Below are 24,487 nucleotides of genomic sequence, written 5' to 3' on the forward strand. Positions count from 1 at the left end.
GGAAAATCCCCCTTTTTTTCTTCTTTTGCAGAAAAAAGGCAATTACATACACTATGTACGTTATTACCTTTGATTTGGTTTTATAGTATGAAACTCAAAAAAGATCTCAATAGCATTTAAAAATTCTAATTTTGCTTGCGTCCTAAAAGTTTAAATCACTTCAATTCTTATTTCTGCACTACACATGTTTCTCCTGAATTTACAATACTTATTTTTTGTATATTTATGTAAACATTTTATGACATGAAAAAAATTACACTACCATTCTGTCTGTTTTTTTGTTGTTTTTTTGGGTTTTCGCAAGGAGATTTAGTAGGAGAAACATGGCGATTACATTATATGGAAATCGACGGAAATATCATTAATGTAGCACCAACACAAGGAATAAACAGCGCAGGAATTGTTTTCGCTGAGCCTTCATCTAATTATTATGAATTTCAAGCTACCGCAGGAGATATAAATTACGCGTTTAATTCAGGAAACTCATTAACTTTCGGAACAGGCAATTTTACGGCTGATTTTGTTAGCGTTACGCTAGGTAACTGCTTAAGTGCCTGTACGCTTGAAAGTCAATATCTATATACGATAATGAGTGGAAGTAATTCCTCATCGAGAGTTTTTGATTATGAAATTATTGACCAAGGAAACGGAGAAAAGTTATTAATTATTGATACACCCGAAGGAAACAGAGCTGTACATGGTAACTTTGTGCTTTCTGTAGAAAAGTTTCAGAAAAAGAATATTGTCATGTATCCGAATCCAGTGAAGAAGAAACTGTATTTTGATTTTAAAGGCTTTTCACCAGAAAAAATAAATATACTTTCTTTAGTAGGTTCGAGTATTTTTGAAGCGAAGGTTTCTCATCAGCAAAATGCTATAGACTTGTCTTTTTTATCGCCTGGAATTTATTTTATGAAAACGACTTATAAAGATGGAGACACAACAGTTTCTCGATTTTTGAAAGAGTGATTTTTAGTAACAAGCACAACTTTAACGTATAAAAAAACACCTCCGAAAAGAGGTGTTTTTTGTTTTATGAATGTGTCTCGTCCTGAAATAGCGTTACACTAAATTTTAAGCGTAATGAAAACAAATTATGTAAAACGTACTCAAAAAGATTATTCATTATCTTTTAAACTCCAAGTAGTTCAAGAGATTGAACAGGGCAAACTGACACGCTCACAAGTCTTATCAAAGTATGGTATACAATCTGGATCTACCATCAGAACTTGGTTAAAAAAATATGGTAACTTTGATTGGCATAATCAAACTCCACTTTCTATGACAAAGACTCCAGAACAAAAGATTTTAGAATTAGAAGAAAAAATCAAACTGTTAGAAAAGCAGAAGGCTCGTGCAGAACATCTGGCGGAGCGTGCTGACAAGAAAGCTATTTTGTTTGATATGATGATTGATTTAGCAGAAAAAGAGTTTAATATTCCTATCAGAAAAAACTCCAAACCCAAGTAATCGATATGTTTAGAATACATTACAGAGAAAGTATCTCATCTACTTGTGAGTTACTTGGGGTAAGCAGGCAAGTATATTACCGAGCGATACGTTCAAAAGAGAAACGACAGTGTATTGCTAGTGATGTGATAGAGCTGGTTCAATCTGTTAGAATAGAGCAACCACGCATTGGCACAAGGAAGTTATATCATATTCTACAAGAGTCTTTACGTAGTTTAGGTGTCGGCAGAGATCGTTTATTTGCTATTTTAAAGGCAAATCATATGTTGATTAAACCCAAGCGGAGCTATCATATCACTACTAACTCTCATCATCGGTTTAGAAAACATAACAATGTAATAGAGAATTTAGATGTAAACAGACCAGAACAAGTTTGGGTAGCAGATATTACCTATGTAGGTAATCGAGCTAATCCCATGTATTTATCGCTTATTACAGATGCATATTCTAAGATGATCGTTGGGTATTATCTATCCAATACCTTAGCAGTAGATAGTTCTATAAAAGCATTAAAGCAAGCTGTTAAAAACAGAAAATATCCCAAGGAAAGGCTAATACATCATTCTGATAGAGGTTTACAATATTGTAGTAATCAATATCAAAGAATATTAACTAAGAGTCATATTAAATGTAGTATGACAGAATCCTATGATCCATATCAAAATGCAGTAGCAGAGCGAATCAACGGAATCTTGAAACAAGAGTTTTTAATGGGCACCTCTAAAATAGACATCAAACTAATGAAGAAAATAGTACAACAGAGTATTAAAGTTTATAATACCAAAAGACCGCATTTATCATGTCAAATGCTAACTCCAGAACAGATGCACAAACAAAATAAAGTCAACATAAAAACCTATAAAAGAAAAAACACAGATAAGACAGCTGTCTTATCTGTGTTTTAACTATTTTTAATCCTAAATAACTGTAACGGTTTTTTAGGACGGGTCAATGTATGATTATTTATGCATCAATATTTGCATATACTGCATTTTTCTCAATAAATTCTCTACGTGGCGGAACTTCGTCTCCCATTAACATAGAGAAAACTCTGTCTGCTTCTCCTCCATTATCAATCATTACTTGACGTAATGTTCTAAAATCTGGATTCATCGTAGTGTCCCATAACTGTTCAGCGTTCATTTCTCCAAGACCTTTGTATCGCTGAATGTTTGCTCCTTGACCAAATTCTTCAATAATAGCATCACGTTCTTCATCGTTCCAAGCATATCTACGTTTTGCTCCTTTTTTCACTAAGTATAGTGGTGGCGCAGCGATGTAAATATGTCCATTTTCAATTAATTCTTTCATATAGCGGAAGAAGAACGTAAGGATTAATGTGGCAATATGCGAACCATCGACATCAGCATCACACATAATCACAATTTTATGGTATCGAAGTTTTGAAAGGTTTAATGCTTTGCTATCTTCTTCAGTTCCAATCGTTACTCCTAAAGCTGTGAAAATATTTTTGATTTCTTCATTTTCAAACACTTTGTGTTGCATGGCTTTTTCAACATTCAAGATTTTACCACGCAACGGCAAAATTGCTTGGAAATTACGATCACGTCCTTGTTTTGCCGTTCCACCTGCCGAATCTCCCTCGACAAGAAATACTTCACATTTTGCAGGATCTTGCTCAGAGCAATCACTTAATTTTCCAGGCAATCCTCCAATACTCATGACCGTTTTACGTTGCACCATTTCACGCGCCTTTTGAGCAGCATGACGTGCTTGTGCAGCCAATACAACTTTTTGCACAATGGTTTTTGCGTCGTCTGGGTGTTCTTCTAAGTAATCCGTTAGCATTTCAGATACTGCTTGACTTACAGACGCAGATACTTCACGGTTTCCTAGTTTTGTTTTGGTTTGTCCTTCAAATTGTGGTTCTGCAACTTTTACAGAGATAATAGCCGTGAGTCCTTCACGGAAATCATCACCCGAAATATCAAACTTTAGTTTGTCTAACATTCCAGTTCCTTCCGCATATTTTTTCAGCGTATGCGTTAAACCTCTCCTAAATCCTGATAAGTGCGTTCCACCTTCGTGCGTGTTGATATTGTTTACATATGAATGTAAGTTTTCAGAGTACGAAGTGTTATAGGTCATAGCAACCTCAACAGGAATTCCATTTTTTTCTCCTTCAAAGGCAACGACATCAGCAATAATTTGCTCGCGGTTTCCATCTAAGTATTTGATAAATTCTTTTAATCCTTCTTGAGAATGAAATACTTCACCAATATATTCTCCTTTTTCATCTTTGTTACGCTTATCTGTAAGTGTGATTGTGATTCCTTTGTTTAGGTATGACAATTCACGCATACGATTGGCAAGCGTTTCGTAGTTATATTCTAAGGTTTGTGTAAAGATTGAAGCATCAGGTTTAAACGTAACTACCGTTCCTCTTTTGTCTGAATCTCCAATAGCTTTTACAGGATATAATGCTTTTCCGCGTTCATATTCTTGTTCCCAGATTTTTCCATCTCTGTAAACGGTGGCTCTGAGGTGATCTGATAGTGCATTCACACAACTTACACCAACTCCGTGTAATCCTCCAGATACTTTATACGAATCTTTGTCAAATTTTCCACCAGCTCCGATTTCTGTCATCACTACTTCTAATGCCGAAACACCTTTCTTTTCATGAATTCCAACAGGAATACCACGACCGTTGTCTTCTGTAGTAATCGAATTATCTTCATTAATAATTACACTAATCGTATCACAATGACCTGCCAATGCTTCATCAATAGAGTTATCGACAACTTCATATACCAAGTGATGTAATCCACGTACACCAACATCTCCAATATACATGGAAGGACGCATACGCACATGCTCCATTCCTTCTAACGCCTGTATACTGGCAGCAGAATATTGATTTTTGTTTTCTTCGCTCATAAATATGCTACTTAATTTATAGTTTTAGCATTGCTTTTTGCGTGCTACTTCATGTTGTTGTTAAACAAACAAATATAACACTTCAAAAATTCATTTTTAAACACTTTTAAGCAGCTTTTTAAATAGTTATTAACATTTATCACTTTTAAAGAAAATTGCTTAGAGCGTCTTAAAATAGCTTTAGAAGCAATTTTGATATATTTTTTTCTTAGTATCTGAATAGAAATTTTAAATATCGCTCAGAAACGATTTATAGCCGTTATTTTTTTTACTTAAAATACTTACAACTTGACTTTTTAATGAAGAAAATAACCTAGTTAGCAGCTTTCATGATATGTTTTTAGTAGCTTTACATAGCTAAACTAACAACTACTAAAATAATATTAATGAAAACAAAATTACTTTTACTTGCAACGTTTTTTAGTGTTGCAGCTTTTTCACAAACGATTTCTAGTTTTAACAGTGATCCAAATTCAGATTTTACAATTGTAAATCCTAGCGCACCAATCGATCAAACACCTACTGGAGCAAATGCGGTTTGGACATTTAATAATCTGAATGCAACAGGAACAAATATTGATACGTATGCAGCTCCAACTGCCACACAATTATCTACGTATCCTGGTACTACCGAAGTACTTTCTATTACAACACAAGGTGGGACACCAACAGTAAGTGAGTTTTTTCAACGAGAAGACGGAAGTGGTACATACATTACAGGTGTTTCACAAGGTGATATTGTATTAAATTATAGCACAACGAATGCTTTTATCGGATTATTCCCTTTAAATTTTGGCGATAATAACTCTGGCGCTGTCGCTGGAACGTTTACATACCAAGGAACCAACGGAACGTTTACAGGAACGTTTACAGCAACAGTTGAAGCTTACGGAACACTGAATATTCCTGATCCAATTTTACCAGATTATATCGGGAATGTAACACGTTTACGAATTGATCAAAACCTAAGTTTTAGCATTCCTCCTATTTTTAATAACATCGGAACATTGACACAAACTACGTATTATTATTATGATAATACAGCCGACAATATTGCTTTTAGGTACACAAATGCGAGTATTGTTTCTGGATTTTTGGGAATTAACGAGACTACCGAAACACATGAACGCAATACTGAAATAACATTGTCTAGAAATACAGTTGATGCTTCTCGTTTTGAGTTATACCCAAATCCTGCAAAAGACTTTATCACCATTAGTTCAAAAGATAATCAAGTGATTACAAAGGTTTCTATTGTAGATGTACAAGGAAGAAATGTTTTTACATCTTCTATAGCAACAGCGAGAGTTCCTGTAACAAGTTTACAACAAGGAATGTATTTTATCACGCTAGAAACTGAAAGTGGCGCAATAACAACTAAGAAGTTTATCAAACAGTAATAGTACATTTATACTTTTATTGTGCGTTTGAATTCAAAAAATATCAAGAAACGTCAGTTTGAGTGATTTTGAGGTACAAAAATCTATTCTCGATACAAATTTTACACATTTTCAATCGTAAAATTCACTCTTTTAGATTTCTATTTATAATTGCTTAGGTTAAAAATGGAAAAGATACATTATCAAGTCAATCGAACTGACGTCTTCTGTATATAAAGATGTTTTAAACAATACCAAAATATTAAAAAATAACATCGGAAATAACTGTTCTTCCTCACAAATATTTTTTTTAAATCAAATAATGTATCAAAAACAACGTTGAAACCTTCAATTTTTAAATCCTCGAATTGAACAAAGCGATCTAACAGCGTAGCGAATCTAAAATTCTAAAAGGCTAAGCCAAGTCTAACAGCGTAAGCGATCTAACGAAGCAATACTTTCCTGAAATTCCGTTACCATTTCCGCAACCACTGTTCCCGCTGGTTTGATTTCGTGAATTAATGCAGAAACTTGTCCGATTTCCAATTCGCCTTCTGTCAAATCGCCTTCAAACATTCCACGTTTTGCACGCGCTCTGCCCAACAAAGCTTTTAAATCTTCTACAGATGGACCTTTTGTATACAATTCTTCTAAATCTTCGTAGAATTTATTTTTCAACAAACGAACTGGTGCTAATTCTTTCAGCATTAATTTTGTACTTCCTTCTTTGGCTTCAACCACTTTTTTCTTGAATTCTATATGTGAAGATGCTTCATCTGTTGCCACAAAGCGGCTTCCAACTTGTACGCCATCGGCACCTAAAACCATTGCTGCCAACATTGCTTTTCCACTGCCAATTCCTCCAGCAGCTATCAACGGAATTTCCAATTGTTCTTTTACACTCGGAATCAAGGTTAAGGTCGTCGTTTCTTCACGTCCGTTATGTCCGCCAGCTTCAAAACCTTCCGCAACAACGGCATCTACGCCAGCTGCTTGTGATTTTAAAGCAAATTTAGAACTGCTTACAACATGTGTAACTGTAATTCCGTTTTCCTTTAAAAAAGGCGTCCACGTCTTCGGATTTCCCGCAGAAGTAAATACAACTTTCACGCCTTCTTCCACAATAATATCCATGATTTCTTCAATATTCGGATACAACATCGGCACATTCACTCCAAAAGGTTTGTCGGTTGCTTTCTTACACTTTTGAATGTGTTCGCGCAATACATCTGGATACATCGATCCTGCGCCCAACAAGCCTAAACCGCCAGCATTACTTACCGCAGAAGCCAATCGCCAGCCACTTGCCCAAATCATTCCTCCTTGAATAATTGGATATTGTATCTTGTATAATTGTGTGATTCTATTGTGTTCGAACAAAGCCATTCGTTTATTGTTTTATAAGTTTTTTGATGATTTTTTCGCCGTTTGCTTCAATACGTAACAAGTACATTCCTGCGGCTAAATTATGCACGTCAATTTGTTGAGAAGTTGCGGTTGTATGGTATATTTTGATCGTTTTTCCAACCAAATTACCTAACGTAATGGTTGCATTCTGCGTAGTTTCTGGCAAATTAATCGTTACGATCGCTTTCGCGGGATTTGGAAAAAGCTGAATTGTAGCTTCACTTCTATTTTCTGAAACTGATAAGGTTTGAAATGCCGCTTCAAAATTTGGAATTCCATAACCTAATTGAATTGTAGGGTTTGTATAGATGGAAGAAGATTCACGCACCAACTGCATCAACTCTAAATTTGTTTTATTAGGAAACGCTTGTACCAAACACGCCATAGAACCTGCAATGATTGGCGAAGAAAAAGAAGTTCCATTCGAAGTCACCACACTGTTACTAGAATTAATTACGTATACACTTGCGCCTTGTGCTACCACATCAGGTTTTACGGGAACATTTGGTGTTCTTCCGCGCGAACTAAACGATGCGTAATTTCCACTAGCATTTACAGCTCCGACTGTAAAACCGTTTCCATCAGCTGGCGCGGTAATAATTCCCCAAGTTCCATCATTTCCTGAGTTTCCTGCCGAATTTACAATGAGTAATCCTTTTTCAACCGCAATGTTAGCACCTTTCGTGATAAATGCGGTATTTCCATCCATATCAGCGGTTGTATAATCGTATCGGCTATCGTCAAAACGATTGTAACCTAACGACGTATTGACTACATCAACACCTAAGCTATCGGCACGTTCTGCGGCTTCAACCCAATTCGATTCTTCCAAAGGTGTTTCACTTCCTGCATCTTCGGTTCTAAATAAATAATAGCTTGCATCCGGCGCCGTTCCTACAAATTGTCCATCTACATAACCAGCCATGTCTGACAAAACTGTGGTTCCGTGTCCGTTTCCTGTATAAGCGTAAATATTTGGTGTACGATCTACAAAGTCATATCCATCAAGCAAATCGCCATTATCGCGCAAACGTTGAAAAGCCGCCATCGTATTTACATTCGGAAAACCGCTATCCATCACAGCAACTGTAACGCCTTCGCCTGTATAATCGAGTTCGTGTAGTTTGTCTACTTTAATCATGGTTGCTTGATTGGAACTGTTTCCGTAGTTGTACATGACTAAGGTTTCAAATTTTTCCCTTGTTCTATTTGAGTTCGCTTCCGCAGAAGGTCTATTGGATACATTTAATGAGCGATCTGCATATAATATTTCATCTACAAACGATAGATTCAACAAGTTGTCAATATCAGTTTGTGTACCGACTACATGCACACAATTGAACCATTTTGATTTCGCTTTGACTGTAATTCCTGTTTGGTTTTTCACTTGCGTGATATACGATTCGTTTACAGGAACGTCACGTTCGTCAATAGCAACTCCATGATTATTTTTACGATCGATCGCTTTTTGCGTCAGAATCGTTATCGGATTTGCAAGTGAATTTGCAACATCAGGTTTGTCTGTAAAATATACCCAAGCGTGTTCGGTTTGCGCAAAACTGAGTTGTGCTGCGAGTATAATGATGAATCCGATTAGGTTTTTCATGGAATTTCAGGTTTTGGGTATTTGGTTTTTGATCGCTTTGGTTTTATATTGATTCGTTTTTTGTTCTCTGCTTTTTGGTTTTTGTTTTATGTTTTTCCTAAGATTTTTTGCTTCAAAGTTGTTCTCGATACAAATTTGCTTTACAAATTTACTCGAACTGACGTTTGTGTTTTCATATGTTTCAGTTTCGAACTTATCTCGACTGCGCTCGATATGACAGTAATGATTTAACTCAAATTCAAGTTCAGTTTCAACTTCAAATTCAGTTTCAATTTCAAGTTCAGTTTCAATTTCAACTTCATCAAGAAATCACACCAGAACCAATTAATTCTTCGTCCATATACCAAGCAACAAATTGTCCTTCGGTGATGGCACTTTGCGGCGTTTCAAAATCTACGTATGCGCCACCTTCTATTTTGTAAAGAACTGCTTTTTGCAATGGTTGACGGTAGCGAATACGCGCCATGACTTCCATAGATTCGTCTGCTTGTAAGGCTAAATCTTCACGAACCCAATGCAATTCGTCATCTGTTACAAATAGTGTTCTTCGGTACAATCCTGGATGCGACTTTCCTTGTCCGGTATAAATTACGTTTTCTTCCACATCTGTTTCAATCACAAATAAAGGTTCTACCGTTCCGCCAACAGCCAATCCTTTTCGTTGTCCTTTGGTGAAATAATGCGCACCTTGATGTTTTCCAACGACTTTTCCATCCGTTTGATTGTACGTATATTTTTGTGCATAGAATGCCAATTCTTCTTCTTTACTAGCAAATTCAGGCAATTCTTTGTGGTAACTTTTTATTGTGTTTGGTACTTCCACAATCACACCTTCTTTTGGTTGTAATTGTTGTTGTAAAAAGTCTGGTAATTTTACTTTTCCGATAAAACACAATCCTTGTGAATCTTTCTTTTCGGCAGTAATTAAATCAGCTTTTGCAGCAATTTCACGCACTTCAGGCTTTGTCAGTTCGCCAATTGGAAATAATGATTTTTCTAGTTGTTCTTGCGATAATTGACATAAAAAATACGATTGATCTTTGTTTCCGTCTTTTCCTGCAAGTAACTTATGAATCTGTTTTCCGTTTTTTTCAATAGTTTCTTTTCGGCAATAATGACCTGTTGCTACATAATCTGCACCTAAGTCTAAAGCAATTTTAAGAAAGACATCAAATTTTATTTCACGATTACACAATACATCCGGATTTGGCGTACGTCCTTTTTCGTATTCGTTGAACATGTAATCTACAATTCGTTCTTTGTATTGTTCGCTTAAATCTACTGTTTGAAAAGGAATGCCTAATTTTTCCGCTACAATCATAGCATCATTACTATCTTCCAACCATGGACATTCATTGGAGATTGTGACAGAGTCATCATGCCAGTTTTTCATAAAGAGTCCAATGACTTCATATCCTTGTTCTTTTAAAAGATATGCCGTTACACTTGAATCTACTCCACCAGAAAGTCCTACTATTACTCGTTTCATCTGATTATTCTTATTGTTTTTTTAAGCTACTAGATGGAACATCCCGATAATCATTTTGCTACATAACTAAACATTAGCCACGGATGTTTCATTTGTATCCTTTCGCTTATTTATTTTGATAAGACGAAGCTTACCTGAATTGCTGACAAAGATACTATCTTTTTCGCGTTTTTACGAGTCGTTTTGCGCCAAGCGTATTTTTGAAATTGGAAATTACTGAGCGCACCAAAATTGGTGTATGTATAAAATTGAGTTTCATTAACAAAAAAGCCTGAGCGGAAAGAACACTCAGGCTTTTTTTATAGTTTACATTTTGTTGCTACAGTGAAGACAACTCAAATACTAAGTATTCTAGAAGTCTGTCCACTGTATTGAATCCGTCGTCGTGGTTATCCGTATGAAATGATGAGTAAAACACGCCGCCTTCTCCAACTTGAAATGTAAACGCCAAGTCCTTGTTTTCTGTTATTTCTGTTCCTGTTGCATCTCGGTATGTGACTGGTCCGTTAAACCAGCTTAATACCGTTGCATCATTTGCACTTTCTACTACTTGCCATCCTGGAGAGAATTCGTCAAGTAGAATTGTATCATTATTATTAAGTGTGATGTTAAAGTTTAGTTGTAACCAATCGATTAAATCTTGGTCAAAAATGGTTGCTTCGGTTTCTAACGAACGTCCGCTTTTTTCTGGATCGAGGAAATCTATATATTGTTGTCCATCACCTGTAATTCCGCCTTCTAGGTATTTGAAAGCCCAATCGGTTGCGTATAAGATTCCGCCATTACTTACGTATTGTAAGATATTGTCGTTGAATTCGGTATAGCTTTCACTCAATCCGCAATTAAAAAATAAAATATCATATTGTACTAATAATTCTGGTGAAGCTACCAAATCAGCAAGTGTATGAGTTACATTCGGATCAAGATTGTTATTGTTTTCAGGAGAAAATATTCCTGAGTCATTTCCATGATGCTGTCCGTGATGTCCAACTCCTGCTGGTCTTCCTAAGTTTCTCCCTTGAATGATGTCAAATAAAGGTTCTTGCGTAAACGGATTTACCAAGCCAATGTTATATAATACAGATTCTATGTGGTCAAAACTTCCTGTTACGACTCCGATTCTTGGAAAAGTTTCTATAGGAATGTTTGGAATGTCAATATCGTCATCTTCTGCTACTTCCACTGTACGTTCTGAACTGAACAAGCCTTTTTTCAAAGTGATTGTGTATTCTCCTGCGGTTAGATTTGCAAGTGTAAATGTTCCATTGGTTGCAGTGAGTGTTTCTGAAACTACAGTTCCGTCTTTACTTGCCGTAATCAATCCGTTTACAATTGGATCCATATCATTTGGAGCTAGGAATTTTCCTGAAATGCTACTTTCTGCCAAAGGCGCTGGATCATTGTCCTTTTCACACGAAAGTAAAAAAGAGAAAACAAGTAGTATGAGTGTTAATTTTTGAATTTTCATGTCGTAATTTTGGTTAGGTGGTCATGTAGTAGATGAACAATTCATCTTTCGGTTGCGTCGCATTATAAGATTTAACAGTTTATAATACAATCTGTTAAATCCTCTGCTTTCATTATAAAAACAATTTAAAAGTTGAAATTCCCCTATCCGATTTCAAAAAAACGGAATTCGCATTGTTGTGCCTGTATTTAGAATTCTGTTAATACTTTGTTACACATTGTTTATTGTGCTTTTTATTTCATCATTTTTACCGTATATTCGATCTAAATCAAGCGTAGTATTTACCTTAATATTTCGTATTTCACACTTTTATTGTAAAGAAAATATTCCATCACATATATGAAAACCATCATTACTTTTGATGCTCTTGAAGAAGCACTAAAACCAAAATTTGAAAAAGTTTTCAACATGCGTGTTCCCTATGAAAACGCGGTTTACCAGAGTAATGAAGAAGTAGAACGTGAGTATTTTAAAACAGGTGGCATATTTTATGTGAAGTATCGTATATATTACACCGTTGAAGGTAAAGAATACTTGACCGATCGGATTATTTTGTTTTTTCATAAAAACGGAGAATTGGCATATTGCTTTTTCTACGATAATTTTGTGGTGGAGCAATATCATAAGTTCGATCAAGACGGAGACAAAACCATTGAAGCAATTAAAAAAAAGTAGTACATGAAATTGAAAATAGGAATTATTGCCATTACCTTACTTTTTGTTTGGAACACAGGATTTTCGCAAACGAAAAAAACAGACAGTCTAGATATCAAGATTGGGCAAATGCTGATGTTAGGTATTGGAAAAGATACCGAAATACGATCTGATAATAAGATTTTGGCGGATATTAAAGCACAAAAACTCGGTGGTGTTTTGATTTATGAAAAGAATATTACCAAATTAAATTCCGTTGAAAATTTAAAAAGATTAATTTCCAAACTGAAAAAGCATGCAAAATTGCCATTGTTGGTCAGTATTGATGAAGAAGGTGGAAAAGTAAATCGATTGAAACAGAAATACGGTTTTCCAAAAACGGTTTCGGCAAAATATTTAGGCGAAGTAAATGATATTGACTCCACAAAATATTACAGCGATATTATTGCGCACAATTTATTACAACTAGGAATTAATGTGAATTATGCACCTGTGTTGGATGTTCATAATGACAATAATCCGCCAATTGGAAAAAATCATCGTGCATTTTCTAAAAATCCACAAGATATCATCAATCATGCACGACAAGTTGTATTGAGTCATCGCTATTTTAATGTAAAAACCGTTGTAAAGCATTTTCCTGGACATGGAAATTCGCGCCAAGATTCACATTATAATGTAACTGACGTGAGCAAATATTGGCAACAGCAAGAAGTGTTTCCATATATCAAATTGTTATACGAAGGAAATGTAGATGCAATTATGACCGCACATATTGTCAATGAAAAGTTAGACGATTCTAAATTGCCAGCAACACTTTCTAAAAAGATTATGACCGACTATTTACGTGGCGATCTTGGTTTTGATGGCGTCATTTTTTCTGATGATATGCAAATGAAAGCCATTGCCGATCAATTTGGTTTTGAAAAATCGATTCAAATGGCAATTCATGCAGGTGTTGATGTGTTGATGTTTTCCAACCATATTCCGATGAAAGGTCGCGATATGATTTTACCACAAGACATTATCGATATCGTTAAAAAGATGATTGCAGATGGCGAAATTTCAGAAAAACGCATTGACGAATCCTATCAGCGTATTTTAAAATTCAAGAAAGGCTTATAATTCACAGATGGAAAAAATTTTAATCACAGGTGGCACAGGTTTTCTTGGTCGTGCGTTGGCGCGAAAGTTCAAAGAACACTATCATGTCGTACTTTGTGGTCGAAATAATTACCTCAATGAACGCGTTCGGAAAGTGATTGGTTGTGAAGTTATTCCAATGGATATTACCAATATGGACGCCGTTCGTGAAACATTTTCATTGACAAAACCTGACATCATCATTCACGCGGCAGCGACAAAATATGTGCATCTTGCTGAAAAGTTTCCCAACGAATGTTTGGACATCAACATTAAAGGTTCGCAAAATATAGCGCGTGTAGCAATTGAACACCAAGTGGAAACTGTCATCGGAATTTCTACCGACAAAGCAAGTGTAAAAAACAATTCGTTCTATGGATTGTCCAAACGCGTCATGGAAAAGTTATTTTTGTTAATGAATGATGATTCCAAAACGAAATTTGCCTGTGTTCGCTTCGGAAATATTGCTTGGTCTACAGGTTCGGTGTTTCCTATTTGGCAAAAAATGCTGAAAGAAAACGACAACCTCATCGAAACGACTGGCGCGCACATGCGACGTTTTATTTTTAGTCTGGATGATGCTGTAAACTTGGTCGAAAACTGTCTAAATCATATTGAACAAACGAAAGGAAAAATAGTATGTCCCGAAATGAAAACTGTGTTAATGCAAGATGCGTTAGACTGTTTTATTGAACTCAATGGCGGAAGCTATAAAAAGATTCCCGCACGCGCTGGCGAAAGTATTGATGAGGTCATGATTGATCCGTATGAAGTTTCACAAACGACTACTATTGACTTGAATGGCGAACGCTTCTACTTAATTCACAATCATTCTGTGAAACATCCAATTGCACATTCGGTAGCAACCGACAATCAAGAACACTTGACAAAAGACGCATTGAAACGATTATTAACTTTTGAAACTGACCATATTTTTTGATAAAACATGCATTGATATTGGCTGCAGGACGAGGATTGCGAATGATGCCTCTAACGAGTCACACCTCAAAAGCAATGATTCAGTTTAATAATGCCATGTTGATTGCGAATTCGTTGAAACAACTTGTAAAACTCAACTTAGAAACCATCAGCATTACGGTTGGTTACAAAGGTGCTGAACTCGCGGAATACGCTATAAAAGAAGGCGTTCACAATGTATTCAATACCAACGGCAAAGGAAATTCTTGGTGGATTTACCATACCTTACTCAAACAATTAGACGAACCTGTGTTGGTTTTGACGTGTGATAATATTGTAGAAATTGATCTCGAATGGATCTCACAACAATACCAACAATTCAATGAACCGACGTGCATGTTGATTCCAGTAAAACCAGTGAAAGGAATTGAAGGCGATTTCATTCAACATCAAAATCATAAAATCACAACATTAAGTAGAACAGAAACGACTTCTATTTACGGTTCGGGCATTCAAATTCTCAATCCGAAAAAAATAAACGGAATGACAGAAGCTGTAGAAAATTTTTATGACGTTTGGCAACAATTGATGTCGAAAGAATTGCTCGTTGCTTCGGAAACCTATACAAAAACATGGTATTCTGTCAATACGGAAGCACAATTACAGATGGCTGAAAAATTATATACAAATCGATAAAATGTAACTATTGATTTGACCAAAAACAGAAAATAGAAACTGACAAATGAAATATTCTTTTTGCAAGGTTATTGAAAATAAAAATGGGCGTTCAGAATATTGATTTGACCAAAACAGAAAAATAGAACACATCAAATGAAAGAAAAACTAGCAAGCATTCTCACCGAGATTTTGGACGAAACTATTACGCCAAATGATATTAAAGAAGACACCAATTTGACAACCGATTTAGGAATGACTTCGTTAAATATGATGTATTTTATTCTGGAAATTGAAAATGTGTTTGGCGTGGAAGTCGATTTGGAAGAAGTCGATTTAGAAACTTTTTTCGTCTACAAAACCGTAAAAGCTTATATTGAAAAAGAGCTTGAATAACGCATGAATTCTACCAAATCACATACCATCAACATACTTACTTCCGTTATTGGATACGGAATTTACTTTCCTGCGTTGATCGTGTATGAGCAATTGAAAGCGCTACATTACAATGTGAATATCTACATCATTGAACGTTATTTTGACGAAAAGGCAACTTCCGAATTTGAACTTACCAAAACAGCTTTTCAAAAAGATGTGCGTTTGGTGCAAATTGCGTCACGAATTCCTGTAAAATACACCAAAAAACTAAGCGACGAGAAAACAGAACGATTGTTCCAAAACTGGTCTAACAACAACACTACGCATTTTTTATGCTTTTCTGGTTTGTGGTTGGAAACCTTGCAAGATTATAAAAAGCAACAACCAAATTGCGTGATTGATATCTGTCGTGTAGATTCGGCAGTTTCTTCCACTTGGGAAGCCTTGTTGCGACATAAAAACCTAATTACCAACGATGTTTCTTTTTTTGATGCGAAAGCAACTAAAATTAATTATGTGTTGAATATTCCTGAAATCAAGCCACTTCCCTATTCCGAACGTTCTCAAAACGTTACAATTCACGGTGGCGGTTGGGATTTGGGCGATTTTACTTCGAAAACGGAACAATTTACCAAAGACTTCCATGTGAACCTAATTGTGAATGGTTTGCAGGAACTTTCAGCTAAAAATATCACATTGTTTGCCAATCAACCGAATTGGAATCCGTTGTATGAAAATGGTTTTCCTCCTTTCGGGAGAATGGACTCAACTTCAAAACTAGCTTTAGAAAACTACGAAAAGCATCCTGGAATTTTGACCGTTTTAGCCAAAAGTAAAGCGATTGTCAGCAAACCCGGCGGCATGACGTTGATGGATTCTTTGATTACGGAAACGCCGTTATTGTTTTTAAAATCCGTTGGAAAGAACGAAAATAGCAATCAGCAACTTTGGGAAAATTTACAACTCGGAATTTCCTTAGAAGCTTGGCAACAAAGCAAAGATAAAACAGCACTTTTACAAGAAATGCAATCGCGAATTCTTGCTGTAAAAACAGAAACACCTTGTTTCATACAAACGTATACAAATTTAGTCGCTAACTCATCTATATATGCAACCAAAAAGTAATAAACCGTACAAAAAAGAAGCGTTGCAACGCTTTAAAGAAAAGATCGATTTTACGCGAAAATGCTATACGGAACGCATGAAAGATCCAACGTATGCGACAAAAGTTCCGCAAGAAATCGGTTTAAAGTTAACGAATCGTTGCGATTTGCGTTGTACACATTGTTTTCAATGGAATGATATTGGATTTCATAGAGAATTAGACAAAAAAGAAGTGAAAGTGCAAGGTGATTTGGATATTGGTATTGTCAAAAAATTGTTGGAACAAACCCGCGAGCAAAAGTCACATATTTATTTGTGGGGCGGCGAACCAATGATTTACGCCTATTGGAACGAATTGGTGGAATTGTTAGCAAACGATCAGCGAGATACGGTAGTTTGTACAAATGGTTTGTCGATCAAACGGAAGATAGATTCTTTGGTGAAAATCTCGGAAAAACTAACGACTTTGGTAAGTGTGGAAGGTTTGGAAGCTCAGCATGACAAGTTACGCGGAAAAGGAACGTTTCAAAAAATCATGAGTAATCTCGATCATTTAATTTCGTTACAACAACAGGGAATTTACAAAGGTCATATTTCGATTGCGGCGGTTTTTAGCGAAGATTTGATTCCGCATTTGTACGAATGTTGTGAATATTTTGAATCGAAAGGAATTGATACCTTGTATTTTAATTTCCCTTGGTATATTCCTGAAGACGAAGCGGAAAAGATGACTAATTTTTATAATGATAATTTTACTTGGTTGGAAAGACCGCGCATTCGCAAGCGTACTTGGGAATCGTTTGACTTTCATATTGATATGAAATTGTATGATGATTTGTTGGCGCAGATTCGCCGTATTTTGGAAAAAACTTGGAACATTCGCATTCGTTTTCAACCTGATTTGGAGTTGCATGAAATGGAAGCATATCTCAAAGGGAAATCGGAAGCACCATCGTGTAAAGCGACGTGTTTGGGAATTTCCAATCGTATGGACGTGATGCCTTCTGGAAATGTGGTTTCCTGTAAAAAGTTTACCGAATTTAAGATGGGAAATTTATATGAAAACGACATGAACGAAGTTTGGCATGGCGACACGTTTACCAAATTCCGCGAAACACATAATAACGAATTGATGCCGATTTGTTCGAAGTGTGAGATTTTGTTTTCTAATGGGATGTGATCTTGACTGTGTTTGATTAATTGGGTTTTGGGTTTTGGGTTTTCTTAGGAAAATTTTAAAAAAACATTTATATTAGGATTAAAAATCAGTTGGGTTTATAAAATTATTGAGTTGTGTGATGGTTATTATTATTCTCCGCATTTTTTTATTTCAATTTTTATTCTAAATTTGTAACCAATGTATAAGGTTGTGTAATATGGTTACAAAAGATTATTATTCGCTTTCTGAAGCAGCTAAAATTTTAGGTAAAAGTAAAGAAACTTTACGAAGATGGGATAGAGATGGTAAATTAGAGGCTGTTCGCGAACCAATAAGTAATTATCGAGTTTATAAAAAAACTCAATTAGAAATGTTTTCAGATTTATTATCTAATGATACAGAAGATAAAGTTGATAATTCCGTAATTCCATTAAAAGATTATCGTGTTTTAGAGTTGTTTGCAGGTGCAGGTGGTTTAGCCATAGGTTTGGAAAAAGCAGGAATTAAATGTGTTGCATTAAATGAAATTGACAAATGGGCTTGTCAAACATTAAGAGAGAATAGACCGGATTGGAATGTTTTAGAAGGCAATATTAAATCATTTGATTTTAGTAAGTATAAAGACAAAGTTGAAATTGTCACAGGTGGTTTTCCGTGTCAAGCTTTCAGTTATGCAGGAAAAAGACTTGGGTTAGAAGATGCGAGAGGAACTTTATTTTATGAATTCGCAAGAGTTGTAAAAGAAGTAAGTCCTCCAATTTGTATTGGCGAAAATGTTAAAGGTTTATTGTCACACGAAAAAGGTCAGACTTTACAAGGTATGATATCTATTCTTGATGAAATAGGCTATAACGTTATGCCTGTTCAAGTCTTGAAAGCAATTAACTATAAAGTACCTCAAAAAAGAGAAAGATTAATTTTGGTAGGGATAAGAAAAGACATTGACATTAAGTATGATTATCCAAAACCACATAATAAAATTTATAATTTATCTGATGCTTTAAAGAAAGGTGAATTATATGATAATAATGTTCCGAAATCTGAAGGCTCAAAATATCCTGACCATAAGAAAGAAGTTCTAGATTTAGTTCCTCCAAAAGGTTATTGGCGAGATTTACCAGTTGAAATTCAAAAAGAATTTATGGGTAAGAGTTTTTATTTGGGTGGTGGGAAAACAGGAATTGCAAGAAGAATTGGTTGGGACGAACCTTGCTTAACTCTTACTTGCAGTCCAGCTCAAAAACAAACAGAAAGATGTCATCCAGATGAAACAAGACCTTTTACAGTTAGAGAATATGCAAGAATTCAAACATTTCCAGACGATTGGAAATTTATGGGCTCAATTTCTCAACAATATAAACAGATAGGAAATGCTGTTCCTTGTAATTTAGGACAAGAAGTTGGTTATTCGATTGTTAAATTTTTAAATGATTACTATAGTTTGTCAAATCCTAAATAATAGTTGTAATTACTAAAAGTAATTTCGTCAATTATACTTCTGTTTGATTTAGCAATGTCAGCAGTAAATTCTTTCATTGCTGTACTTTCTACATTGTCGCTTTTTTGGTCGTCAGGAATGGTTGCCAAAAAGTCGTCAATTGCTTGTGGAAGATTTTGGTATAATTCAAATAACGAATTGTCTTTTCCTGTTATAATTTTGTATAACTGGTCTCCTGAAATAATAAGTACATTTTTGTCTGTGTATTCTGTTTTTTTATGAGAAAAACACCATTGTTTATTTGTCGATTTTTTGTCCAAAATTCTTGCGAAATAAGCTTTTGAACCAGGATTTTTATTAATTTCTCCTTTCAGTTTTGTAAATATACTTTTATTGTCTTCTCCTTTTACTGTGTTATGCTTATTTTTTAATTCAATGAAAACTTTATTATCTTCAGATTTTATGTCAATTCCAGCGGGAACTTTTGAATAACCATGAACGCCGTTTAATATATTCTCATGAAAGTCTCCAATTGCATTGACGATTGTTCTATCTACCTGTCTTGATATTTCTTTTTCAATTAAATCTTCATCATTTAAATTATTGAATTTTTTATCAAAAAGCATTTTGAATACATCAACTTTGTTCTTGTTAAAATCAGTTTTTGTATATGAAGCTTTAGCCTTCAGATATTTAGTATATAATTCGGAAATACAACTTATTAAATGTTCGTCAGATACAAAGTCGACATATTTATTTGGCATAATCAGTTTTTTTGATTCGATTAACGAATTTATGAATTATTTATTTTTTTGATACAAAAAAGTTTTCTCATATACATGCTAATGTATATATACACAAAATTCCGCATATCACACTATACTAATAAATAATAGAAACTAGTTCTAAATCAACTCACCATTATTCTCCATAAATGTAAAACAAAACCCACACATACACAATGTGGTTTTCCGTAAAGTTATCAAAGAAAAATAATTAGCAAGCCAAAATAACGCAAGCATTGGTGTGTTATTCTTAGTGACTTTTACAAAACAACATCAAAGTGTTGACTTTCCAATATTTTCCCTACTTTTAAAAAGAAAGCAAAACTAAATGCTTTTATATAATTTTTTAGCAAGTAGAAAACTTAAAACAAATTAATTAATACAGTCCTAAAAAACATTGGAATCAAGATTATTATATAGCGCAACCGATTATTTAAAATCAAGTATTCATTGGAATAAAACAGCAAATGAGGAATGGATTTACTTTGGAGTCGATAAAAATATTGATTCCAATTTGATTCATAAAATAATCAACGAACACTTTAATGAAGAAGACATTTTCTTTGTTCACGAAAGAGAGAATTCAGAGCTTCTTGACAGTCAAAAGAATAAGAAAATAATGACATCAATTGTTGAAAAGAAAAACTTTTTTCTTTGGAACAGAAAACTAACCAAAGTAATTGAATTCAGTAATATTGGAGTTTTAAGATTTGGGCAACTTGATAAACTTGAAGCTTAATTTTAAAAGTATGAACCTACACAATTTCATAGCAAACAGAAAACCTGATGCAGTCTATCTGCAAACAGAGAAAGCTGCGTATACGTATGCGGAATTGTTTTCGTTTGTGAACGATTTTGAAAAAGAGTTTTTGTCAGATGCGAATGAAATTTTTGCCTTAAAAGTTAAAGATCAAGCGTTGTTGGTGTTTTGTAGTTGGGCATGCATGATACATCGAAAATCGTTTGTGTTATTGCCGTTTGATATAGATCGTAATTTAGAAGAACGTTTGTTGACAGAAGCTTCTTGTAATGTATTGATTTCCTCCAAAGAAAATCTTTCTACATCTTTTGGAATTGGTAATTTGACAAGCAAACGTATCAAATCAGCAATAGTAAAAAAAGAGGAATCACAGATTTCTAAGATTGGATTTTTATCGAGCGGAACAACAGGAAAACCAAAACTGATTTGGAATACGTCACAACAATTTGGCACAAGTTTGACTACGACATACGAACATGATTTTATGCCATATACGAAAGCGCAAAAGGTATTGATTACACCATTTTTGACACATTCCTACGGTTTTAGTGCATTGCTCGAATATACACAAGGAAAAAGCACCATTTTGATTCCGAGTGAAGCTTCGTTTGCAGGAATTTTTCGGTTGATGGGGAAAAAGGAAATTCAAGCGCAAGTAACGGCAATTGAAGCCGTTCCGTATTTTTATAAACAGTTGATTGTGTTTCAAAAGAAGATTCATTTTAGTAATTTGAAACATATTGGTTTTGGTGGCGATTTTGTACATGATTCGTTGTTGCAATCGCTTTGCAATGCGTATGAAGATATTTCGTTTTCAGTGCGTTACGGAGTTTCTGAGATTCCTTCGGTGATTGGTTTGAATATGTTTACACGTTTGGAAGATAATACCAATTCATATGAAATTCATCCGCGATATACGGTAACAACAGCAGATGAAATTGTAGTTTCAAACAATTATAATGCTACACAAATTGCTACAGGCGACATCGGTTTTATGGAAGATGAACGATTGTTTGTGATTGATCGGAAAGCTTCGTTTTTGAAAGTGAAAGGGTATAAAGTTTCGCCAAATTTTATTGAAAAAGTGTTTATCGATTCTGGAATGATTCAAGAAGTTCACGTGTTGACAAAGAATGATACGCTGATTGCAAAGTTAATTCCGCTAGAAAATTATGATAAAGTTGGTTTGAAGAATTATCTTAGAAGTCAATTGCCTAATTATGCAATTCCAGATAAAATTATGATCGTAGAAACCATTGAACGCACACAAACAGGAAAGATAATTAGACAGTAATATGAGTATACAGATTTTTAATTTGTTGGGCATTTCGCGCGATTCCGTTTTTGAGGAACAGTTATCGTTTGCAGATTATTTGACCGATTTTATCCAAGAAACTGAGACTTCGCATTTTTCTGGAACATTGTTGCCCGAATCGATTGAAGGTCCCATAAATCCGTGGTTTTTTGCACAGGAATTGTTGTCAAAATCTTCCAAACTTCCGTTTATCGCAATCAATCCTTGTTTTGTGCATCCGTTGTATGTGGTGCGGAACTTATATAATTTGTCTACTTTTTACCAACGCCCTATGTACCTCAACTTTATTACGGGCGGTTCGGCAGCAGATTCGATGAAGATTTCCGATGTACTTTCAAAGGAAGAAAAATATAATCGCTTGAATGAATTTATCACGATTGTACAGGAATTGCTGACCGCGAATGAAAGCGAAACGTATTCCTTCAAAGGAAAGTATTATACCTTAGATAATATCGTTTTTAAAGGTTCGTTGCCTGCACAGTTGCAACCTGTGTTTCATATTGCGGGAAGTTCGGAGTTTGCACAACAGTTGCTACAGCAGAAAAAAATGATACAGTTAAAAATGGGCGAAAGTTTGTCTAAATTGTCTTTGAATGCGTCTCAAAAGATCAGCTATCATTTTGGAATTATTACACGTGAAACGACAGAGGAAGCGCAAGAAGTGTTGAAATTTTTCAGCAAAAAAGATCGAAAACGAAGTATTTTACAACAGATTTCCATTAAGCAATCACAATCGGTTTGGAAGGAAAGTGTGTATAAATGCTATAAAGCTTCCGAAGAAGATACCGTGTACAGTTTGCAACCGTTTGTAAATGGCTATTCGGATGTTCCTTATTTGGTAGGCAGTTATGAAGACGTTTCAACTTATATACAAACCTATATTGAGAAAGGTGTAGAAAGTTTGATTGTGGAGATTCCGAAGACTGGTTTTGACGAAATTCAGCAAATAAATTCTGTGATTCGAAAACTGAATATCACTTCCTGAGCCAACTACATATGACCCGTCCTAAAAAACCGTTACAGTTATTTAGGATTAAAAATAGTTAAAACACAGATAAGACAGCTGTCTTATCTGTGTTTTTTCTTTTATAGGTTTTTATGTTGACTTTATTTTGTTTGTGCATCTGTTCTGGAGTTAGCATTTGACATGATAAATGCGGTCTTTTGGTATTATAAACTTTAATACTCTGTTGTACTATTTTCTTCATTAGTTTGATGTCTATTTTAGAGGTGCCCATCAAAAACTCTTGTTTCAAGATTCCGTTGATTCGCTCTGCTACTGCATTTTGATATGGATCATAGGATTCTGTCATACTACATTTAATATGACTCTTAGTTAATATTCTTTGATATTGATTACTACAATATTGTAAACCTCTATCAGAATGATGTATTAGCCTTTCCTTGGGATATTTTCTGTTTTTAACAGCTTGCTTTAATGCTTTTATAGAACTATCTACTGCCAAGGTATTTGATAGATAATACCCAACGATCATCTTAGAATATGCATCTGTAATAAGCGATAAATACATGGGATTAGCTCGATTACCTACATAGGTAATATCTGCTACCCAAACTTGTTCTGGTCTGTTTACATCTAAATTCTCTATTACATTGTTATGTTTTCTAAACCGATGATGAGAGTTAGTAGTGATATGATAGCTCCGCTTGGGTTTAATCAACATATGATTTGCCTTTAAAATAGCAAATAAACGATCTCTGCCGACACCTAAACTACGTAAAGACTCTTGTAGAATATGATATAACTTCCTTGTGCCAATGCGTGGTTGCTCTATTCTAACAGATTGAACCAGCTCTATCACATCACTAGCAATACACTGTCGTTTCTCTTTTGAACGTATCGCTCGGTAATATACTTGCCTGCTTACCCCAAGTAACTCACAAGTAGATGAGATACTTTCTCTGTAATGTATTCTAAACATATCGATTACTTGGGTTTGGAGTTTTTTCTGATAGGAATATTAAACTCTTTTTCTGCTAAATCAATCATCATATCAAACAAAATAGCTTTCTTGTCAGCACGCTCCGCCAGATGTTCTGCACGAGCCTTCTGCTTTTCTAACAGTTTGATTTTTTCTTCTAATTCTAAAATCTTTTGTTCTGGAGTCTTTGTCATAGAAAGTGGAGTTTGATTATGCCAATCAAAGTTACCATATTTTTTTAACCAAGTTCTGATGGTAGATCCAGATTGTATACCATACTTTGATAAGACTTGTGAGCGTGTCAGTTTGCCCTGTTCAATCTCTTGAACTACTTGGAGTTTAAAAGATAATGAATAATCTTTTTGAGTACGTTTTACATAATTTGTTTTCATTACGCTTAAAATTTAGTGTAACGCTATTTCAGGACGAGACAATATTAAAACAAAAAAAGTCTTTGCGAATACATTTATATTTACAAAGACTTTTTTATGTATT

23 protein-coding genes are annotated in these 24,487 nt (G+C 34.8%); 15 read left to right on the forward strand and 8 right to left on the reverse strand.

Annotation, left to right across the window (positions count from 1 at the left end):
- Positions 1-243 precede the first annotated feature (243 nt).
- The 3 genes from KAOT1_RS10105 (at position 244) to KAOT1_RS10115 (ending at position 2,375) form a co-directional block, all read left to right on the forward strand.
- On the forward strand, positions 244-969 hold the full coding sequence (locus KAOT1_RS10105) for a T9SS type A sorting domain-containing protein (protein WP_007094701.1): 726 nt from the start codon (positions 244-246) through the stop codon (positions 967-969).
- A gap of 114 nt (positions 970-1,083) precedes the next feature.
- On the forward strand, positions 1,084-1,470 hold the full coding sequence (locus KAOT1_RS23420) for a helix-turn-helix domain-containing protein (RefSeq protein WP_007092873.1): 387 nt from the start codon (positions 1,084-1,086) through the stop codon (positions 1,468-1,470).
- Positions 1,471-1,475: 5 nt separating this feature from the next.
- Positions 1,476-2,375 carry an IS3 family transposase gene (locus KAOT1_RS10115; protein WP_007092993.1) on the forward strand — a complete coding sequence of 300 codons (900 nt, stop codon included), beginning with the start codon at positions 1,476-1,478 and terminating at the stop codon, positions 2,373-2,375.
- A gap of 58 nt (positions 2,376-2,433) precedes the next feature.
- Here KAOT1_RS10115 and gyrB read toward each other — a convergent pair whose 3' ends face one another.
- Positions 2,434-4,371: a DNA topoisomerase (ATP-hydrolyzing) subunit B gene (gene gyrB, locus KAOT1_RS10120; RefSeq protein WP_007094702.1), complete on the reverse strand. Its 1,938-nt coding sequence runs from the start codon at positions 4,369-4,371 to the stop codon at positions 2,434-2,436.
- Between the two features lie 386 nt (positions 4,372-4,757).
- Between gyrB and KAOT1_RS10125 the strand changes: the two genes are divergently transcribed.
- Complete coding sequence (locus KAOT1_RS10125) at positions 4,758-5,771, forward strand: T9SS type A sorting domain-containing protein (RefSeq protein WP_007094703.1); 1,014 nt, start codon at positions 4,758-4,760, stop codon at positions 5,769-5,771.
- Between the two features lie 405 nt (positions 5,772-6,176).
- Here the strand turns inward: KAOT1_RS10125 and KAOT1_RS10130 are convergent, their stop codons facing one another.
- The 4 genes from KAOT1_RS10130 to KAOT1_RS10145 all read right to left on the reverse strand — a co-directional run bounded on the left by KAOT1_RS10130 (position 6,177) and on the right by KAOT1_RS10145 (position 11,720).
- On the reverse strand, positions 6,177-7,136 hold the full coding sequence (locus tag KAOT1_RS10130; protein WP_007094704.1) for an NAD(P)H-dependent flavin oxidoreductase: 960 nt from the start codon (positions 7,134-7,136) through the stop codon (positions 6,177-6,179).
- Between the two features lie 4 nt (positions 7,137-7,140).
- Entirely contained in the window at positions 7,141-8,763 is a 1,623-nt protein-coding gene (locus tag KAOT1_RS10135; RefSeq protein ID WP_007094705.1) for a S8 family serine peptidase, read from the reverse strand.
- Between the two features lie 301 nt (positions 8,764-9,064).
- Positions 9,065-10,252, reverse strand: a complete 1,188-nt coding sequence (mnmA, locus tag KAOT1_RS10140) for a tRNA 2-thiouridine(34) synthase MnmA (protein WP_007094707.1) — start codon at positions 10,250-10,252, stop codon at positions 9,065-9,067.
- Between the two features lie 319 nt (positions 10,253-10,571).
- The gene (locus KAOT1_RS10145) at positions 10,572-11,720 is read right to left on the reverse strand and encodes a carboxypeptidase-like regulatory domain-containing protein (protein ID WP_007094708.1); all 1,149 of its coding nucleotides are present in this window, start codon (positions 11,718-11,720) and stop codon (positions 10,572-10,574) included.
- Between the two features lie 339 nt (positions 11,721-12,059).
- Here KAOT1_RS10145 and KAOT1_RS10150 point away from each other — a divergent pair, with 339 nt between their 5' ends.
- The 8 genes from KAOT1_RS10150 (at position 12,060) to dcm (ending at position 19,210) form a co-directional block, all read left to right on the forward strand.
- Positions 12,060-12,395: a hypothetical protein gene (locus tag KAOT1_RS10150; protein WP_007094709.1), complete on the forward strand. Its 336-nt coding sequence runs from the start codon at positions 12,060-12,062 to the stop codon at positions 12,393-12,395.
- 3 nt (positions 12,396-12,398) lie between these two features.
- A complete protein-coding gene (locus tag KAOT1_RS10155; protein WP_007094710.1) occupies positions 12,399-13,499 on the forward strand; it encodes a glycoside hydrolase family 3 N-terminal domain-containing protein in 1,101 nt (366 codons plus the stop codon).
- A 7-nt stretch (positions 13,500-13,506) separates the two neighbouring features.
- Entirely contained in the window at positions 13,507-14,457 is a 951-nt protein-coding gene (locus KAOT1_RS10160; RefSeq protein WP_007094711.1) for an SDR family NAD(P)-dependent oxidoreductase, read from the forward strand.
- 17 nt (positions 14,458-14,474) lie between these two features.
- Positions 14,475-15,131, forward strand: coding sequence for a nucleotidyltransferase family protein (locus KAOT1_RS10165; RefSeq protein ID WP_007094712.1), 657 nt, complete (start codon positions 14,475-14,477; stop codon positions 15,129-15,131).
- Between the two features lie 135 nt (positions 15,132-15,266).
- The gene (locus KAOT1_RS10170) at positions 15,267-15,506 is read left to right on the forward strand and encodes an acyl carrier protein (protein WP_007094713.1); all 240 of its coding nucleotides are present in this window, start codon (positions 15,267-15,269) and stop codon (positions 15,504-15,506) included.
- 3 nt (positions 15,507-15,509) lie between these two features.
- Positions 15,510-16,613 carry a hypothetical protein gene (locus tag KAOT1_RS10175; protein ID WP_007094714.1) on the forward strand — a complete coding sequence of 368 codons (1,104 nt, stop codon included), beginning with the start codon at positions 15,510-15,512 and terminating at the stop codon, positions 16,611-16,613.
- On the forward strand, positions 16,597-17,772 hold the full coding sequence (locus KAOT1_RS10180; protein WP_007094715.1) for a radical SAM/SPASM domain-containing protein: 1,176 nt from the start codon (positions 16,597-16,599) through the stop codon (positions 17,770-17,772). The genes KAOT1_RS10175 and KAOT1_RS10180 overlap by 17 nt, the downstream gene beginning before the upstream one ends.
- A 196-nt stretch (positions 17,773-17,968) precedes the next feature.
- Positions 17,969-19,210: a DNA (cytosine-5-)-methyltransferase gene (dcm, locus tag KAOT1_RS10185; protein WP_007094716.1), complete on the forward strand. Its 1,242-nt coding sequence runs from the start codon at positions 17,969-17,971 to the stop codon at positions 19,208-19,210.
- Here dcm and KAOT1_RS10190 read toward each other — a convergent pair.
- The gene (locus tag KAOT1_RS10190) at positions 19,186-19,953 is read right to left on the reverse strand and encodes an Eco47II family restriction endonuclease (RefSeq protein ID WP_007094717.1); all 768 of its coding nucleotides are present in this window, start codon (positions 19,951-19,953) and stop codon (positions 19,186-19,188) included. The genes dcm and KAOT1_RS10190 overlap by 25 nt on opposite strands.
- Before the next feature lie 418 nt (positions 19,954-20,371).
- On the opposite strand from KAOT1_RS10190, the gene KAOT1_RS10195 reads away from it, so the two are divergent.
- From KAOT1_RS10195 to KAOT1_RS10205, 3 genes are read left to right on the forward strand one after another with little or no spacing between them, the layout of a single operon-like run.
- On the forward strand, positions 20,372-20,713 hold the full coding sequence (locus KAOT1_RS10195; RefSeq protein ID WP_007094718.1) for a hypothetical protein: 342 nt from the start codon (positions 20,372-20,374) through the stop codon (positions 20,711-20,713).
- Between the two features lie 10 nt (positions 20,714-20,723).
- Positions 20,724-22,028 carry an AMP-binding protein gene (locus KAOT1_RS10200; RefSeq protein ID WP_007094719.1) on the forward strand — a complete coding sequence of 435 codons (1,305 nt, stop codon included), beginning with the start codon at positions 20,724-20,726 and terminating at the stop codon, positions 22,026-22,028.
- Position 22,029: 1 nt separating this feature from the next.
- A complete protein-coding gene (locus KAOT1_RS10205) occupies positions 22,030-23,034 on the forward strand; it encodes an LLM class flavin-dependent oxidoreductase (protein ID WP_007094720.1) in 1,005 nt (334 codons plus the stop codon).
- Between the two features lie 58 nt (positions 23,035-23,092).
- Here the strand turns inward: KAOT1_RS10205 and KAOT1_RS10210 are convergent, their stop codons facing one another.
- Both KAOT1_RS10210 and KAOT1_RS23425 read right to left on the reverse strand, forming a co-directional pair.
- A complete protein-coding gene (locus KAOT1_RS10210) occupies positions 23,093-23,992 on the reverse strand; it encodes an IS3 family transposase (RefSeq protein ID WP_007092993.1) in 900 nt (299 codons plus the stop codon).
- Between the two features lie 5 nt (positions 23,993-23,997).
- Positions 23,998-24,384, reverse strand: coding sequence for a helix-turn-helix domain-containing protein (locus tag KAOT1_RS23425; protein ID WP_007092873.1), 387 nt, complete (start codon positions 24,382-24,384; stop codon positions 23,998-24,000).
- Positions 24,385-24,487 lie beyond the last annotated feature (103 nt).

Origin of the sequence: Kordia algicida OT-1, assembly GCF_000154725.1 — a bacterium.
Taxonomy (GTDB): domain Bacteria; phylum Bacteroidota; class Bacteroidia; order Flavobacteriales; family Flavobacteriaceae; genus Kordia; species Kordia algicida.

Excerpts from the sequence above, each read along its gene's own strand:
- KAOT1_RS10105 (WP_007094701.1), top strand. The coding sequence starts at position 244 with ATGAAAAAAATTACACTACCATTCTGTCTGTTTTTTTGTTGTTTTTTT.
- KAOT1_RS23420 (WP_007092873.1), top strand. The coding sequence starts at position 1,084 with ATGAAAACAAATTATGTAAAACGTACTCAAAAAGATTATTCATTATCT.
- KAOT1_RS10115 (WP_007092993.1), top strand. The coding sequence starts at position 1,476 with ATGTTTAGAATACATTACAGAGAAAGTATCTCATCTACTTGTGAGTTA.
- gyrB (WP_007094702.1), bottom strand. The coding sequence starts at position 4,371 with ATGAGCGAAGAAAACAAAAATCAATATTCTGCTGCCAGTATACAGGCG.
- KAOT1_RS10125 (WP_007094703.1), top strand. The coding sequence starts at position 4,758 with ATGAAAACAAAATTACTTTTACTTGCAACGTTTTTTAGTGTTGCAGCT.
- KAOT1_RS10130 (WP_007094704.1), bottom strand. The coding sequence starts at position 7,136 with ATGGCTTTGTTCGAACACAATAGAATCACACAATTATACAAGATACAA.
- KAOT1_RS10135 (WP_007094705.1), bottom strand. The coding sequence starts at position 8,763 with ATGAAAAACCTAATCGGATTCATCATTATACTCGCAGCACAACTCAGT.
- mnmA (WP_007094707.1), bottom strand. The coding sequence starts at position 10,252 with ATGAAACGAGTAATAGTAGGACTTTCTGGTGGAGTAGATTCAAGTGTA.
- KAOT1_RS10145 (WP_007094708.1), bottom strand. The coding sequence starts at position 11,720 with ATGAAAATTCAAAAATTAACACTCATACTACTTGTTTTCTCTTTTTTA.
- KAOT1_RS10150 (WP_007094709.1), top strand. The coding sequence starts at position 12,060 with ATGAAAACCATCATTACTTTTGATGCTCTTGAAGAAGCACTAAAACCA.
- KAOT1_RS10155 (WP_007094710.1), top strand. The coding sequence starts at position 12,399 with ATGAAATTGAAAATAGGAATTATTGCCATTACCTTACTTTTTGTTTGG.
- KAOT1_RS10160 (WP_007094711.1), top strand. The coding sequence starts at position 13,507 with ATGGAAAAAATTTTAATCACAGGTGGCACAGGTTTTCTTGGTCGTGCG.
- KAOT1_RS10170 (WP_007094713.1), top strand. The coding sequence starts at position 15,267 with ATGAAAGAAAAACTAGCAAGCATTCTCACCGAGATTTTGGACGAAACT.
- KAOT1_RS10175 (WP_007094714.1), top strand. The coding sequence starts at position 15,510 with ATGAATTCTACCAAATCACATACCATCAACATACTTACTTCCGTTATT.
- KAOT1_RS10180 (WP_007094715.1), top strand. The coding sequence starts at position 16,597 with ATGCAACCAAAAAGTAATAAACCGTACAAAAAAGAAGCGTTGCAACGC.
- dcm (WP_007094716.1), top strand. The coding sequence starts at position 17,969 with ATGGTTACAAAAGATTATTATTCGCTTTCTGAAGCAGCTAAAATTTTA.
- KAOT1_RS10190 (WP_007094717.1), bottom strand. The coding sequence starts at position 19,953 with ATGCCAAATAAATATGTCGACTTTGTATCTGACGAACATTTAATAAGT.
- KAOT1_RS10200 (WP_007094719.1), top strand. The coding sequence starts at position 20,724 with ATGAACCTACACAATTTCATAGCAAACAGAAAACCTGATGCAGTCTAT.
- KAOT1_RS10205 (WP_007094720.1), top strand. The coding sequence starts at position 22,030 with ATGAGTATACAGATTTTTAATTTGTTGGGCATTTCGCGCGATTCCGTT.
- KAOT1_RS10210 (WP_007092993.1), bottom strand. The coding sequence starts at position 23,992 with ATGTTTAGAATACATTACAGAGAAAGTATCTCATCTACTTGTGAGTTA.
- KAOT1_RS23425 (WP_007092873.1), bottom strand. The coding sequence starts at position 24,384 with ATGAAAACAAATTATGTAAAACGTACTCAAAAAGATTATTCATTATCT.